General features: G+C 63.6%; 14 protein-coding genes. 7 read left to right on the top strand and 7 right to left on the bottom strand.

Annotation, left to right across the window (positions count from 1 at the left end; translation table 11 throughout):
- Positions 1–150: 150 nt before the first annotated feature.
- Genes NKK51_RS16580 through hutI form a run of 5 tightly spaced genes read right to left on the bottom strand, consistent with a single transcriptional unit; the run spans position 151 to position 6,039 of the window.
- On the bottom strand, positions 151–738 hold the full coding sequence (locus NKK51_RS16580; RefSeq protein WP_352553972.1) for a HutD/Ves family protein: 588 nt from the start codon (positions 736–738) through the stop codon (positions 151–153).
- A 12-nt stretch (positions 739–750) separates the two neighbouring features.
- The gene (hutU, locus tag NKK51_RS16575; protein ID WP_352553970.1) at positions 751–2,421 is read right to left on the bottom strand and encodes a urocanate hydratase; all 1,671 of its coding nucleotides are present in this window, start codon (positions 2,419–2,421) and stop codon (positions 751–753) included.
- A 26-nt stretch (positions 2,422–2,447) separates the two neighbouring features.
- A complete protein-coding gene (hutG, locus tag NKK51_RS16570; protein WP_352554004.1) occupies positions 2,448–3,266 on the bottom strand; it encodes an N-formylglutamate deformylase in 819 nt (272 codons plus the stop codon).
- Positions 3,266–4,807, bottom strand: a complete 1,542-nt coding sequence (gene hutH / locus NKK51_RS16565; RefSeq protein WP_352553968.1) for a histidine ammonia-lyase — start codon at positions 4,805–4,807, stop codon at positions 3,266–3,268. Before hutH ends, hutG begins: the two co-directional genes overlap by 1 nt.
- Entirely contained in the window at positions 4,804–6,039 is a 1,236-nt protein-coding gene (hutI, locus tag NKK51_RS16560; protein WP_352553966.1) for an imidazolonepropionase, read from the bottom strand. The genes hutH and hutI overlap by 4 nt, the downstream gene beginning before the upstream one ends.
- 98 nt (positions 6,040–6,137) lie before the next feature.
- On the opposite strand from hutI, the gene NKK51_RS16555 reads away from it, so the two are divergent.
- On the top strand, positions 6,138–7,490 hold the full coding sequence (locus NKK51_RS16555; RefSeq protein WP_352553964.1) for a formimidoylglutamate deiminase: 1,353 nt from the start codon (positions 6,138–6,140) through the stop codon (positions 7,488–7,490).
- Positions 7,487–8,227 (top strand): histidine utilization transcriptional repressor HutC, encoded by a 741-nt coding sequence (hutC, locus tag NKK51_RS16550; RefSeq protein ID WP_352553962.1) that lies wholly within the window; start codon positions 7,487–7,489, stop codon positions 8,225–8,227. Before NKK51_RS16555 ends, hutC begins: the two co-directional genes overlap by 4 nt.
- 148 nt (positions 8,228–8,375) lie before the next feature.
- On the opposite strand, the gene NKK51_RS16545 is transcribed toward hutC, so the two are convergent.
- Positions 8,376–8,720, bottom strand: coding sequence for a RidA family protein (locus NKK51_RS16545; protein ID WP_023810170.1), 345 nt, complete (start codon positions 8,718–8,720; stop codon positions 8,376–8,378).
- 227 nt (positions 8,721–8,947) lie between these two features.
- On the opposite strand from NKK51_RS16545, the gene aztA reads away from it, so the two are divergent.
- From aztA to NKK51_RS16525, 4 genes are all read left to right on the top strand, one after another.
- Positions 8,948–9,772: a zinc ABC transporter ATP-binding protein AztA gene (aztA, locus tag NKK51_RS16540; protein ID WP_352553960.1), complete on the top strand. Its 825-nt coding sequence runs from the start codon at positions 8,948–8,950 to the stop codon at positions 9,770–9,772.
- A complete protein-coding gene (gene aztB / locus NKK51_RS16535) occupies positions 9,772–10,647 on the top strand; it encodes a zinc ABC transporter permease AztB (protein ID WP_031212890.1) in 876 nt (291 codons plus the stop codon). The genes aztA and aztB overlap by 1 nt, the downstream gene beginning before the upstream one ends.
- A gap of 27 nt (positions 10,648–10,674) precedes the next feature.
- Complete coding sequence (aztC, locus tag NKK51_RS16530; RefSeq protein WP_352553958.1) at positions 10,675–11,616, top strand: zinc ABC transporter substrate-binding protein AztC; 942 nt, start codon at positions 10,675–10,677, stop codon at positions 11,614–11,616.
- A 150-nt stretch (positions 11,617–11,766) separates the two neighbouring features.
- On the top strand, positions 11,767–12,105 hold the full coding sequence (locus NKK51_RS16525; RefSeq protein WP_352553956.1) for a protein tyrosine phosphatase family protein: 339 nt from the start codon (positions 11,767–11,769) through the stop codon (positions 12,103–12,105).
- Between the two features lie 12 nt (positions 12,106–12,117).
- On the opposite strand, the gene NKK51_RS16520 is transcribed toward NKK51_RS16525, so the two are convergent.
- A complete protein-coding gene (locus NKK51_RS16520) occupies positions 12,118–12,585 on the bottom strand; it encodes an Lrp/AsnC family transcriptional regulator (protein WP_023813591.1) in 468 nt (155 codons plus the stop codon).
- A 138-nt stretch (positions 12,586–12,723) separates the two neighbouring features.
- Here NKK51_RS16520 and hppD point away from each other — a divergent pair, with 138 nt between their 5' ends.
- Positions 12,724–13,836, top strand: a complete 1,113-nt coding sequence (gene hppD, locus NKK51_RS16515; protein ID WP_352554003.1) for a 4-hydroxyphenylpyruvate dioxygenase — start codon at positions 12,724–12,726, stop codon at positions 13,834–13,836.
- The last annotated feature ends 12 nt before the right edge of the window (positions 13,837–13,848 follow it).

Here is a 13,848-nt window from a genome sequence, read left to right as displayed (position 1 = left end):
ACAGGGCGTCATCTCTCAGCAAGACTCAAAGACAAGCACCCTACTTCCCCGCCAAGCCAGATCGGCGGAGAGGATTCAGGCTTTTTCGTGATGCCGCCAGCAGCTTACGCTATATTTCGCCGGTACCGCGATCATGTTTGGAAACAAGCGTTAATCGTTGCCGGCGACGGCGCAGATCCGGATCACGAACAGCGTTGCCTCATGGGCGGGCTGGACAAGCAGGCCGGTGCTGACCGGACCGGACCGCAGCGTATCGAGCGGTCCGAGGCGAACCGGTTCAGCGGCGGGCACGCTGACGTCGCCGTTCAAGCACAGGATGAGCGTTGTGCCGGCTTCAGTCCGGATTTCCACGGGGGCCGAAATCACCAGGCGTTCGACCGAATGCGTCATCCGGCTTCGGCGGGTCATGACATTGAGATCAGTGATCGGTCCGCCGATCAGCGCGGCCGAGGTCTGCACGTCGGCAGGGAAAGAAAACAGGGCAGTCGTCCTGTTTATGGATGTCGGCGGGTGGCCGGCGATCTCGAGGACGATGCCCTCGCCTTCGAGCACGGCAAGGGTGCGATCGATCCCGGCAAATTGCGAGAAAGGACCGCTCAATTCGACGCGCGCCATCGACACGCGCCAGTCGAAATCGTCGAGCCCGGCACCCCCAGGCGAAACGGCGATTTCCGTCGTCACGCCGCCGCCGTTCTTCCACGGCATCGACCGGTATTCGGCTGCCCGCAGGATGCGCATCGGCTCAGCCAATCAGCCGAGAATGCCGGGCAAATTGAGCTGGTGCTCCTTGGCGCATTCGACGGCGATCTCGTAGCCGGCATCGGCGTGGCGCATGACACCGGTCGCCGGGTCGTTCCACAACACCCGCTCCAGGCGCCTGGCCGCTTCGCGCGTGCCGTCGGCGACGATCACCATGCCGGCGTGCTGCGAGAAACCCATGCCGACGCCGCCGCCATGGTGCAGCGACACCCAGGTGGCGCCGGACGCCGTGTTGAGCAATGCGTTGAGCAGCGGCCAGTCGGATACCGCGTCCGAGCCGTCCTTCATCGATTCCGTTTCGCGGTTCGGCGAGGCGACCGAGCCGGAATCGAGGTGATCGCGACCGATGACGACAGGCGCCTTCAACTCGCCCTTGGCCACCATTTCGTTGAAGGCGAGCCCGAGCCGATGCCGGTCGCCGAGGCCGACCCAGCAGATGCGCGCCGGCAGACCCTGGAAGGCGATGCGCTCGCGCGCCATGTCCAACCAGTTGTGGAGGTGGGTGTTGCCAGGTGTCAGTTCGCGCACCTTGGCATCGGTCTTGTAGATATCTTCCGGATCGCCCGACAGAGCTGCCCAGCGGAACGGCCCGATGCCACGGCAAAACAGCGGACGGATATAGGCCGGCACGAAACCGGGGAAGGCGAAAGCGTTCTCGAACCCCTCCTCCTTGGCCACCTGGCGGATGTTGTTGCCGTAGTCGAGCGTCGGCACCCCAGCGTTCCAGAACGCCACCATCGCCTCGACATGTTCGCGCATGGAGGCGCGGGCTGCCTTCTCGACCGCCTTGGGGTCGCTGACGCGCTTCTCGCGCCACTCGGCCATCGTCCAGCCCTTCGGCAGGTAGCCGTTGATGGGATCATGCGCCGAGGTCTGGTCGGTGACCATATCGGGGCGAATGCCACGCCTGAACATCTCCGGCACGATGTCGGCCGTATTGCCAAGCAGGCCGACCGACTTCGCCTCGCCGGCCTTGGTCCAGCGTTCGATCTTTTCCAGCGCCTCGTCGAGCGTGTCGGCGCGCTCGTCGACGTAGCGGGTGCGCAGGCGGAAATCGATCGAGTCCGGATTGCATTCGATCGCCAGGCAGCAGGCGCCGGCCATGACGGCGGCGAGCGGCTGGGCGCCACCCATGCCGCCGAGACCGCCGGTCAGGATCCATTTTCCCCGGAGATTGCCGCCATAGTGCTGGCGGCCGGCCTCGACGAAGGTCTCGTAGGTGCCCTGCACGATGCCTTGCGTGCCGATGTAGATCCACGAGCCGGCCGTCATCTGGCCGTACATCATCAAGCCCTTCTTATCGAGCTCGTTGAACTTTTCCCAATTCGCCCAGTGCGGCACCAAATTGGAATTGGCGATCAGCACGCGTGGGGCGTCGGGATGGGTGCGGAACACGCCGACCGGCTTGCCGGACTGGACCAGCAAAGTCTCGTCATCGGCCAGCGTCCTCAGGGAGGCGACGATGCGGTCAAAGTCGTTCCAGGTGCGCGCCGCCCGGCCGATGCCGCCATAGACGACCAACTCGTTGGGATTTTCTGCAACATCCGGGTCGAGATTGTTCATCAGCATGCGCAGCGGCGCTTCCGTCAGCCAGGAGCGCGCGCTGATTTCGGTGCCGCGCGGGCTGCGGACTTCGCGGATGTTGTGGCGAGGATTGTTCATGGCGTCACTCCATAAAGGACCTGATGTCAGACGCGCGCCCAGGATGTCGCGGTCTCGAGGATTTTCCGCAGGGTGGCGCGGATCGGTGCTGCGAACTCTGCATCGTAAGGCACCGGCCAATTGTCCGGCGTACCCTTGCCATCGGGCTCGCGCATATAGCCGCGGTTGGAGAGTTCCATCTGCAGCGCATGCACACCTTGCTGCGGCTGGCCGAAATGGCGTGTGATCCAGCCGCCTTTGAAGCGGCCGTTGATGACAGAGGTTTCACCGGTTTCGGCCATGATCTGGCCGACCATCGCCTGCAGCGTCGGATCGGCGCTCCTACCGTCATTGGTGCCGAGATTGAAAACCGGCAGCGTGCCTTCGAAGAGGCGCGGCAGCACTGAACGGATCGAGTGGCAGTCATAGAGCACGATCTTTTCGTGCAAGCCACGCAACCGGTCGATCTCGACCTGCAAGGCGGCATGGTAGGGCACGAAGAATTTCTCGCGACGTTCGTCGATCTCCGACGGCCCCGGTTCTTCGCCCTCGCGGTAGAGCGGATCGCCATCGAAGGTTTCGGTCGGGCAGAGGCCGGTCGTCGCCTGGCCGGGGTAAAGCGAGGCGCCGGAGGGATCGCGGTTGACGTCGATGACGGTGCGCGAGATCGCCGTGTGCACGACAGTTGCCCCCAGGCTGCCGGCGAAATCATAGAGCTTGTCGATCCACCAGTCGCAATCGCGGCGACCGAGCCAGGGCGACATCAGCCGGTTCTCGAGGCCGGCGAGATCGATACCGGTGTGCGGGATCGACACCAACAACGGGGCCATGCCGGGCGTGACGGTGAGCCAGGGCGTGCCTGCCATCATGCCGCTCCAGAAATCGACGGCAGCGTTATCGCGCCGGCGGCCTTGATGGTCGCGCCGCTGCGCACCATGGCGATGGCCTTTTCCATGTCGGGATGGAAATGCCGGTCATTGTCGAGATGCGGCACCTCGGCCCGGACCAGCTTGCGCACCGCTTCCAAGGCATCGCTCGACGCCAGCGGCGCATGGAAGTCGCAGCCTTGCGCGGCGGCCAGCAATTCGATGCCGATCACTGCCGTTGCATTCTCGACCATGCCGATCAGCCGGCGCGCACCGTGCGCGGCCATCGAAACATGGTCTTCCTGGTTGGCCGATGTGGGAATCGAATCGACGCTGGCCGGATAGGCTTTCTGCTTGTTTTCCGAGACAAGCGCCGCCGCCGTCACCTGCGGGATCATGAAGCCGGAGTTCAGACCGGGCTTCGGCGTCAGGAAGGCCGGCATGCCCGAAAGTGCCGGATCGACAAGCATGGCAATGCGGCGTTCCGACAGCGAGCCGATCTCGCAGACCGCGAGCGCGATCATGTCGGCGGCGAAGGCCACCGGTTCGGCGTGAAAATTGCCGCCGGAAAGCGCGGTGTCATCCTCGGCGAAGATCAGCGGATTGTCGGTGACGCCATTGGCTTCGGTGCCCAGCGTGTCGGCCGCCTGGCGCAGCACGGTGAGTGCGGCGCCCATGACCTGCGGCTGGCAGCGCAGGCAATAGGGATCCTGCACGCGTTCGTCGCCAACCCGATGCGATTCACGGATGGCGCTGCCGGCCATCAGATTGCGCAGGGCGTCGGCCGTCTCGATCTGGCCGGGATGCTTTCTCAGCACATGGATGCGCGGATCGAAGGGGGCGTCAGAACCTTTTGCCGCGTCGGTCGATAGGGCACCAGCGACCAGCGCCGATTGATAGAGCACTTCGGCCTCGAACAAGGCGGCCAGCGCATAGGCGGTCGAAAACTGGGTGCCGTTGAGCAGCGCCAGGCCTTCCTTGGCGCCCAGTGTCACCGGCTCCAGTCCATGTGAGACGAAGGCGACCTTGGCCGGGAAACGGCCATGCGGGGTAAAACATTCGCCGACGCCGATCATCACCGCGGTCATGTGCGACAGCGGGGCAAGGTCCCCGGAGGCGCCGACCGAACCCTGCGCCGGCACCACCGGGATGACGTCGTTGGCCAGCATTGCTTCCAGCAATTCGATGGTTTGCGGCCTCACGCCGGACGCGCCCTGCGCCAGGCTGGCGAGCTTCAGCGCCATCATCAGCCTGCAGACAGCAACCGGCATCGGCTCGCCGACGCCGGCGGCGTGCGACAGAACGATGTTGCGCTGCAAGGTCTCGAGATCCTCGGCCGGGATGCGGACGCTGGCCAGTTTGCCGAAACCGGTGTTGATGCCATAGACCGGTTCGCCCTTGGCGACGATCCTGGCGACGGCCTCGGCGCTCGCCTTGATCTTTGGCCGGCAGGCGTTGTCCAGCTTGGGCACGGCGCCACGATAGATGGCGCGCCAGTCCGCCAGCGTCGCATTGCCGGGCTTCAGGGTCAGTTCGGTCATTGTCCTCTCCAAATGCGGGCATGCAGCGGGTTGAAGCCCATGCGGTAGACGAGTTCGGCGGGGCGCTCGATGTCCCAGATCGCCAGGTCGGCGGATTTTCCGACCTCAAGCGTGCCGGTTTCACCCAGCAAACCAAGCGCGCGGGCCGCCTCGCGGGTGACGCCGGCAAGGCATTCATCGACGGTCAGGCCGAACAGGGTCGCGGCCATGTTCAGGGTCAGGAGCAGCGAGGTCAGCGGCGAGGTGCCGGGGTTGTTGTCGGTGGCGACAGCCATCTTGACGCCGTGCTGGCGAAACAGGCCGATCGGCGGCTTCTTGGTTTCGCGGATGAAATAATAGGCGCCTGGCAGGATCGTCGCCACGGTCCCGGCCTTGGCCATCGCCACAGCACCCGCCTCATCGGTGTATTCGAGATGGTCGGCCGACAGCGCGCCATAGCGGGCGGCGAGTTCGGCGCCATGCAGGTTAGACAGCTGGTCGGCATGGAGCTTGACCGGCAGGCCGGCCGCTTTGGCCGCATCGAAGACGCGCGCCATCTGTTCCGGCGAAAAGGCGATGCCCTCGCAGAAACCGTCGACGGCATCGGCCAGCCCCTCGGCGGCAACCGAAGGAAGAATCTCATTGGCGACCAGATCGATAAAAGCGTCCTTGTCGCCCTTGGCTTCCGGCGGCAGCGCGTGAGCGCCGAGGAAGGTCGTGCGGATCGTCACCGGCCGTTGCTCGCCCAGTTGGCGGGCGGCACGCAGCGACTTCTTCTCGTTTTCGAGGTCGAGGCCATAGCCGGACTTGATCTCGACGGTGGTCACGCCTTCGGCGATCAGCGCATCGAGGCGCGGCAGCGATTGAGTGACCAGTTCGTCTTCGCTGGCGGCGCGCAGCGACTTGACCGAGGAGACAATGCCGCCGCCGGCCCGGGCGACCTCTTCATAGGTGGAGCCGGCCAGCCGCATCTCGAATTCGTTGGCGCGGTTGCCGGCATGGACCAGATGGGTGTGGCAGTCGATCAGGCCGGGTGTGATCCAGCGGCCCTCGCAATCGATCGTCTCGACGCCCTGGGCAAGTGTTGGGGGCAGCTCCGACTCGGGGCCGGCATAGACAATGCGGCCGTCACGCGAAGCGACCGCGCCGTGTTCGACGATGCCAAGTCCGGCAGACCCTTCGGCCATGGTCGCGAGCCGCGCATTGCGCCACAGACGAATATCCCCTGCCCGGCTTTTGCTCTGTCCAGCCATCATCTTTTCCGTTTCAATCGACGACGATTATGTATATACATATCGAAACGCACTGCAAGTGCCATCATCGCATGAGAGACAGAGAACCGGAGAGAAAAGTGGCAGCGATCTTTGCGGAACAGGCGCTCCTTCCCAATGGCTGGCGCGATAATGTGCGGATCACCCTGGCCGAGGGGCGCATTACAGCCGTTCAGCCTGGTGCCGCTGCGACAGCCGACGACGAACGCCACGCGATCCTGTTGCCCGGCATGCCCAATTTGCACAGCCACGCCTTCCAGCGCGGCATGGCCGGCCTTGCCGAGCTTCGCGGCCCCTCCGCCGACAGTTTCTGGAGCTGGCGAGAGGTGATGTACCGCTTCGCCCTGTCGATGACGCCCAATCAGGTCGAGGCGGTTGCAGCGCAGCTCTATGTCGAGATGCTGGAGGCCGGTTTTTCCCGCGTCGGCGAATTTCACTATCTGCATCACGACCGCGATGGAAAACCCTATGCCAACCTCGCCGAGATGGCCGAACGCATTGCGGCCGCGGCCGGCGAGACGGGCATCGGCCTGACGCTGTTGCCGGTGTTTTATGCGCACTCGTCTTTCGGCGGTGCCGTGCCAAACGAAGGCCAGCGGCGATTCATCAACGATGTGAATCGCTTCTCGCGGCTTGTTGAGAAATGCCGCGAATCGGTTCGTGCACTGAATCAGGCTGTCGTCGGCGTCGCTCCGCACAGTTTGCGCGCCGCGACGCCGGAAGAACTGATTGAGGTGACTGCCATAGCACCGGATGGGCCTATCCACATCCACATTGCCGAGCAGGTGAAAGAGGTCGAGGATTGCCTTGCCTGGTCGGGCGCGCGGCCGGTGGAGTTTCTGCTTGGCCATGCCAAGGTGGACAAGCGCTGGTGCCTGATCCACGCCACGCACATGACCGATGCGGAAACCGTTGGTATGGCCAGGAGCGGCGCCATCGCCGGCCTGTGCCCGATCACCGAGGCCAATCTCGGTGACGGCACTTTTGCCGCGCCGCTGTTCAGGGAACATGGCGGCCGCTATGGCGTCGGCTCCGATTCCAACGTGCTCATCGGCCTCCCCGACGAGTTGCGCCAGCTCGAATATTCGCAGCGCCTCGCCCACCGCGCCCGCAATGTGCTGGCGGTCGCCGGCGGCTCGACCGGCCGCGCGCTGTTCGACGCCGCACTCGACGGTGGCGGCGTCGCGCTTGGCGCCGGTGCTTCCGCGATCGCCGCCGGCGCCTCGGCCGATCTCGTCTCGCTCGATCCCAAAAATCCCTCGCTGGCCGGCAAGACCGGCGACGCAATTCTCGACGCCTGGATCTTCGCCAATGGCAGCAAGGTCGACTGCGTCTGGGTGCATGGGCTCAAACAGGTCAGCGGCGGCAGGCATGCGAAGCGAGAGGCCATCGCTGAGCGTTTTCGAAACGTGATGAGGGCGCTTTCGGCATGAGCATGGCCGGCACAGTGGAAGCGGAAGGCGGCGGCTCGCTGCACCAGCGCATCCTCTCCGACATCAGCGAAAAAATCCTATCCGGTGCCTGGGCGCCCGGCCATCGCATCCCGTTCGAGCACGAATTGAGCACGCAATACAATTGCTCGCGCATGACGGTGAACAAGGCGCTGTCGCAGCTTGCCAAGGCCGGGCTGATCGAGCGGCGCCGCCGCTCCGGCAGCTTTGTGCGCCGGCCGCAGTCGCAGGCCGCGGTGCTGGAAATCCACGATATCCGCATCGAGGTCGAAGCGCTCGGCCTGCCCTACCGCTATGAGCGCGTCGCGCGACACAAAAGGCGCAGCAGCGCCGGGGATCGCGCGCTGCTGGAGCTGGGCGTGGCCGGACCGGTGCTGGCGCTGGAGTGTGGGCATTTCGCCGGCGAGCGGCCGTTCGCGCATGAACAGCGGCTGATCAACCTCACCGCCGTGCCTGAAGCAGCCGATGAGGAATTCCTGGCCATAGCGCCAGGGCCATGGCTGATCGGCCGCGTGCCGTGGAGCGAAGCCGAGCACCGGATTCGCGCTGTCGCCGCCGACAGGCATATAGCGGCCGCACTCGACATCGAAGCCGGCGCGCCATGCCTGGTGGTAGAGCGACGGACATGGAGCGCCGAACATCCGGTCACCCATGTGCGCTTTACCTACGCGGCCGAGAGCCACACGCTGGTGGCAAGGTTCAGGCCCTCGCAGGGGTGAGGCGTGTCCAGCCGCAGGCTGGCGAAAAGCCAACGATTTGGCTTTTCGAACGCCGAACGCCCGGAGCCATAGCGGAGGGCAGCGGCGCCGACCCCCACCCGGACCTTCAGTCCGACCTCCCCACAAGGGGGAGGTAGAAGGCCGCCGATCAAATCGCCGCGGTAATAATAATCTCGACCAGATAATCGGGGGTGGCGAGCTTTGCTTCGCCGGTGGCGCGGGCCGGCGTGTTGCCTTGCGGCACCCACTTGTCCCACTCAGCATTCATCTCGGCAAAGGTGCTCATGTCGGCCAGCCAGATGATCGCCTGCAGTATCTTGGTCTTGTCGGAACCGGCCTTGGCCAGCAGTTCGTCGATGGCCGCCAGGATGTCCCTGGTCTGCGAAGCGACGTTGCCGGTTGGCTGGCCAACCTGACCAGCCAGATAGACGGTATTGCCATGGATGACGATCTGGCTCATGCGCGGGCCAACATCGATGCGACGAATGCTCATTGGATGGTTCCTTCCTGTGGCGGTTGCGCTTCTTTAGAGTCGCGACCGGCTTCGGGCAAGATCGTCAGGTCGAATCCCCTTGGGCCAATGGCATATGGATGTGCAAACACGGCAAGTTGACCCTGCGGCCGCAATTCCGCCGGATTGGCTTGTTGACTAATGTAATAACATCACATATCCAGTCGGCCGCTGCCAGCAGCCGGATTTCGCCGCCTACGGATCGCAGAATGACAAATACCTGCCTGACATTCCGCGACCTGACGCTTGGCTACGGCAGCCATCCGGCGATCCATCATCTCGACGGCACCATCCGCAAGGGCTCGCTGACCGCTGTGGTCGGCGCCAATGGCTCCGGCAAATCGACGCTGATGAAAGGCATTGTCGGCGTCCTGAAGCCGATGGCCGGCGAGGTTATCCGCGCGCCCGGTGTACGTGCCGCCTATCTGCCGCAGCAATCGGAGCTCGACCGCTCCTTTCCGGCACGGGTGGTGGATCTGGTTTCGCTCGGCCTGTGGCCACGGCGCGGCCTGCTTGGCCGCTACACCAAGGAAGATCGCGAAGACGTCAGCAAGGCGCTGATGGCGGTTGGCCTCGGCGGTTTCGAGAAGCGGCCGATCGACACGCTGTCGGGCGGCCAGTTGCAGCGCACGCTGTTTGCGCGTGTCCTGCTGCAGGACGCCGACCTCATCCTGCTCGACGAACCCTTCAATGCTGTCGACGCCAAGACGGTCGGCGACCTCATTGCCCTGATCAAGCACTGGCATGGCGAGGAACGCACCATCATGGTTGTCGTGCACGATCTGGACCTGGTGCGGCAGAATTTCCCCGAAACGCTGCTTCTCGCCCGCCAGCCGATCGCCTGGGGCGAAACCAGGGAAACGCTGAAGCCTGATAACCTGTTGCGCGCCCGCCGCTTCCACGAAGCCTGGGAAGAAAATGCACCCTGGTGCGAGCCGGGCGAGGACGCTCATGGTCACGATCACCATGGCCACGATCACCATGGCCACGATCACCATGACCATCAACACGGCGTCGGACCGAGGGCTGCCTGATGGACATGCTTTACGGTCTTGTCATCGCGCCCTTCGCCGATTTCGGCTTCATGCAGCGGGCTTTGATCGGTTCGCTGATGCTGTCGCTCGGCGCCTGCCCTATCGGCGTCTTCCTGATGCTGCGACGCATGAGCCTGTCGGGCGACGCGATGGCGCACGCCATCCTGCCCGGTGCAGCCGCCGGCTTCCTGTTCTATGGACTGGAGATCCTGCCGATGACCATCGGCGGCCTGATCGCCGGCGTCATCGTCGCGCTCGGCGCCGGCGCCGTCTCGCGCTTCACCATCCAGCGCGAGGACGCCTCGATGGCGGCGTTCTATCTGATTTCGCTCGCCATCGGCGTGCTGATGGTGTCGATCCGCGGTTCCAGCGTCGATCTCATGCACGTGCTGTTCGGCACCGTGCTGGCGCTCAACGATGAGGCCCTGACGCTGATCGGCGGCATCGTCGCGGTGACGCTGGTCAGCCTCGCCATCTTCTGGCGGGCGCTGGTCGCCGAATGCCTCGACCCGCTGTTCCTGCGCTCGGTCAGCCGGCTCGGCAGTCCGGTGCATTTCATCTTCCTCGGCCTTGTCGTGCTCAACCTTGTCGGCGGCTTCCAGGCACTCGGCACGCTTCTGTCGGTTGGGCTGATGATGCTGCCGGCCGCAGCCGCCCGCTTCTGGACAGTTCGCGTCGAGCCGATGTGCGTGCTGGCGGTGCTGATCGGCTTCGCGTCCTGCGTCGCCGGGCTGCTTTTGTCCTATCACGCGTCACTGCCGTCCGGCCCGGCCATCATCCTGTCGGCCGGCGTCGTCTATTTCGCCTCGATCCTGTTTGGCACGCGCGGCATTCTGCGCGCGCGCATCATCCATCACCGTCACAGAACGGCCTGATCCCCGCCCCTAGAAGGAGACCCGTCTATGCTGAAATCGATCCATGCCGCCTTGGCTATGAGCGTTATAACATTAACCGCCTTTGGCGCATCGTCGGCCTTGGCGGCACCGCTGAAAGTGGTCGCCAGCTTCACCGTCATTGCCGATTTCGCCAAAAATGTCGGCGGCGACCGCATCGACGTCACCACCATTGTCGGGCCGGATGGCGACGCCCATGTCTACGAGCCGAGCCCGGCCGATGCTGTGGCCATGGCCAAGGCCGACATCGTGCTGGTCAACGGCCTGCATTTCGAAGGTTTCCTGCGGCGGCTGGTCGATGCCAGCGCCACCAAGGCGTCTATCATCACCTTGACCAAGGGCGTGACGCCGATCGATTTCAAACCTGAATTCGCCGATGCCGACGCGGCCGAAGGTGCCGGCACCGGCGGCGGCAAGACGGTCACCGATCCGCACGCCTTCCAGTCGATCGCCAATGCCAGGATCTACGTGAAGAACATCGCCGAGGCTTTCTGCGCGGCGGATGCGGACGGCTGCGTCAGCTACCAGACCAATGCCGCCGCCTACACGAGGAAGCTCGACGCGGTCGAAGGTGAAGTGAAAACTGCGATTGCCTCGATCCCGGAGAGCAAGCGCGTCGTCATCACCTCGCATGACGCCTTCGGCTATTTCGAACACGCATATGGCCTGACCTTCCTCGCCCCGCAAGGCATCTCGACCGACTCCGAGCCATCCGCCGCAGACGTCGCCAAACTGGTCAATCAGGTGAAGCAGGACAAGGCGGCTGCGATCTTCGTCGAGAACATCACCAATCCGCGCCTGATCGAACAGATCGCCAGCGAAACCGGCATCAAGGTCGGCGGCACGCTCTATTCGGATGCGCTGTCGCAGCCCGACGGCCCGGCTGCGACCTATATCGACATGATGCACAACAACATCCGTCAGATCAAAGGCGCCATTCTCGGCAGCTGAGTATGAAGGATTGTCCAGCCGGGCCGCATCGGCCCGGTTGGATTTTCCGGTACGCAGTGTCTATTTGGCAGAGAATTCCTTCGGTACGGATTGCCGCCCATGTCGGGGAGTGGCAAGACTGCCGCCTGACCAGTTTGCGAGGATACTGCCATGGAATACCGCGAAATCAGCGAGGACTATTCGGTTTCGGGCCAGATCCAGCCTGAGGACGTCGCCGCCATCAAGGAAGCCGGCTTCAAGAGCGTCATCTGCAACCGGCCCGATGAGGAACAGCCCGGCCAGCCTTCTGCCGACACCGTCAAGGCAGCAGTCGAAGCCGCAGGGCTTGCCTTCCGCTACATCCCCGTCATCAGCGGCCAGATCACCGCCGAGAATGTCGGGGATCAGGCCGAAGCGCTCGACGAGCTCGACGGCCCGGTCTTCGCCTATTGCCGCTCCGGCGCCCGCTGCACCAATCTCTATGGGCTGATCCAACAGTCGAAGGATTGATCCGCCCAACATTTAAATCGGTAGCGCACCCGTCTCCTTGAGCGTCTCAAGCACGATCGCCGTCTTCACATGCTGAACGGATTCGTGCGGCAAGAGTACGCCGTTGACGAATTCCGACAGCGACTTCAGGTCGGGCGTCACCACTTTCAATATATAATCCATCTCGCCGGTCAGCGCGTGCGCTTCCTGCACCTCGGGCAGCCGCGCCACCAGTTCACCGAAGCGCCGCGCATTGTCGTGATTGTGCGTGGCGAGTGTGACCGAGATGACGTTGACCAGCGAAAAACCGAGTTTGTCGCGGTCGAGCACCGCCCGATAGCCCTTGATAAAGCCATCCTCCTCGAGCCGCTGGCGGCGGCGCGAGCATTGCGACGCCGACAGGTTCACCCGCTCCGAAAGATCGTTGTTGGTCAGCCGCGCATCGCCCTGCAAAAGCGCCATTATCTTGCGGTCGAACTGATCAATCCGCGTCTCATCCATGGCTTTTTCTCATATCATGCACGCTTCACGCATGACATCATCATTTCAAGCGTTTGAATGCAAGCACCGTGCGCCTCCTCCGCGTTATGATCGTGTCAAATGGCCTTTTCAGGCCAGGCCAGCTTTCGGAGGAATATGATGGGTCCCTTCCCGCACGACGCCCCGCCCGCCAAGATCAGCAAGGACAACCCGGCCGGCACCGACGGCTTCGAGTTTGTCGAATTCGCGCATACGGAGCCGCGGAAGCTCCCCGAATTGTTCAGCCGCATGGGCTATGTCGCGGTGGCCAAGCACCGCACCAAGGACATCACGGTCTGGCGCCAGGGCGACATCAACTATGTCGTCAATGCCGAGCCTGGCTCGCACGCGATGAAGTTCGTCGACAGGCATGGGCCTTGTGCTGCCTCGATGGCCTGGCGGGTTGTCGATGCCAAGCACGCTTTCGATCACGCCGTTGCCAAGGGCGCCACGGCTTACGAAGGCGCCGACAAGGCGCTCGACGTGCCGGCAATCGTCGGCATTGGCGGCTCGCTGCTCTATTTCATCGAGACCTATGGCAGGAAGGGTTCGGCGTATGATGCCGAGTTCGAGTGGCTGGGCGAGCGCGACCCGCGGCCGCAAGGCGTCGGCTTCTACTATCTCGATCACCTGACCCACAATGTCTACCGCGGCCAGATGGACACATGGTGGGATTTCTACCGCAATCTGTTCGGCTTCAAGCAGATCCATTTCTTCGACATCGACGGCAAGATCACCGGCCTGGTCAGCCGCGCCATCACCTCGCCCTGCGGCAAGATCCGCATTCCGCTCAACGAGTCCAAGGACGAGACCAGCCAGATCGCCGAGTATCTGAAGAAGTACAATGGCGAGGGCATCCAGCACATCGCTGTCGGCACCGACGAGATCTACGCCGCCACCGACAGGTTGGCCGAGAACGGCCTGAAGTTCATGCCCGGCCCTCCGGAGACCTACTACGACATGTCGTATGACCGCGTGAATGGCCATGACGAACCGATCGAGCGGATGAAGAAGCACGGTATCCTGATCGACGGCGAAGGCGTCGTCGACGGCGGCACGACCAAGATCCTGCTGCAGATCTTTTCGAAGACCGTGATCGGCCCGATCTTTTTCGAGTTCATCCAGCGCAAGGGCGACGAAGGTTTTGGCGAGGGCAACTTCCGCGCGCTGTTCGAATCCATCGAGCAGGACCAGATCAAGCGCGGGGTGATCAAGGTTCAGGCTGCGGAGTAGGTAGATTCGAAC

The sequence above is a fragment of the Mesorhizobium sp. M0011 genome, from assembly GCF_040324155.1.
Classification (GTDB): domain Bacteria; phylum Pseudomonadota; class Alphaproteobacteria; order Rhizobiales; family Rhizobiaceae; genus Mesorhizobium.
This window is presented reverse-complemented; position numbering and strand designations above follow the sequence as displayed.

What these genes read in the sequence shown, in the direction of transcription:
- NKK51_RS16580 (WP_352553972.1), bottom strand. Translation starts at nt 738, where the DNA reads ATGCGCATCCTGCGGGCAGCCGAATACCGGTCGATGCCGTGGAAGAAC.
- hutU (WP_352553970.1), bottom strand. Translation starts at nt 2,421, where the DNA reads ATGAACAATCCTCGCCACAACATCCGCGAAGTCCGCAGCCCGCGCGGC.
- hutG (WP_352554004.1), bottom strand. Translation starts at nt 3,266, where the DNA reads ATGGCAGGCACGCCCTGGCTCACCGTCACGCCCGGCATGGCCCCGTTG.
- hutH (WP_352553968.1), bottom strand. Translation starts at nt 4,807, where the DNA reads ATGACCGAACTGACCCTGAAGCCCGGCAATGCGACGCTGGCGGACTGG.
- hutI (WP_352553966.1), bottom strand. Translation starts at nt 6,039, where the DNA reads ATGGCTGGACAGAGCAAAAGCCGGGCAGGGGATATTCGTCTGTGGCGC.
- hutC (WP_352553962.1), top strand. Translation starts at nt 7,487, where the DNA reads ATGAGCATGGCCGGCACAGTGGAAGCGGAAGGCGGCGGCTCGCTGCAC.
- NKK51_RS16545 (WP_023810170.1), bottom strand. Translation starts at nt 8,720, where the DNA reads ATGAGCATTCGTCGCATCGATGTTGGCCCGCGCATGAGCCAGATCGTC.
- aztA (WP_352553960.1), top strand. Translation starts at nt 8,948, where the DNA reads ATGACAAATACCTGCCTGACATTCCGCGACCTGACGCTTGGCTACGGC.
- aztB (WP_031212890.1), top strand. Translation starts at nt 9,772, where the DNA reads ATGGACATGCTTTACGGTCTTGTCATCGCGCCCTTCGCCGATTTCGGC.
- aztC (WP_352553958.1), top strand. Translation starts at nt 10,675, where the DNA reads ATGCTGAAATCGATCCATGCCGCCTTGGCTATGAGCGTTATAACATTA.
- NKK51_RS16525 (WP_352553956.1), top strand. Translation starts at nt 11,767, where the DNA reads ATGGAATACCGCGAAATCAGCGAGGACTATTCGGTTTCGGGCCAGATC.
- NKK51_RS16520 (WP_023813591.1), bottom strand. Translation starts at nt 12,585, where the DNA reads ATGGATGAGACGCGGATTGATCAGTTCGACCGCAAGATAATGGCGCTT.
- hppD (WP_352554003.1), top strand. Translation starts at nt 12,724, where the DNA reads ATGGGTCCCTTCCCGCACGACGCCCCGCCCGCCAAGATCAGCAAGGAC.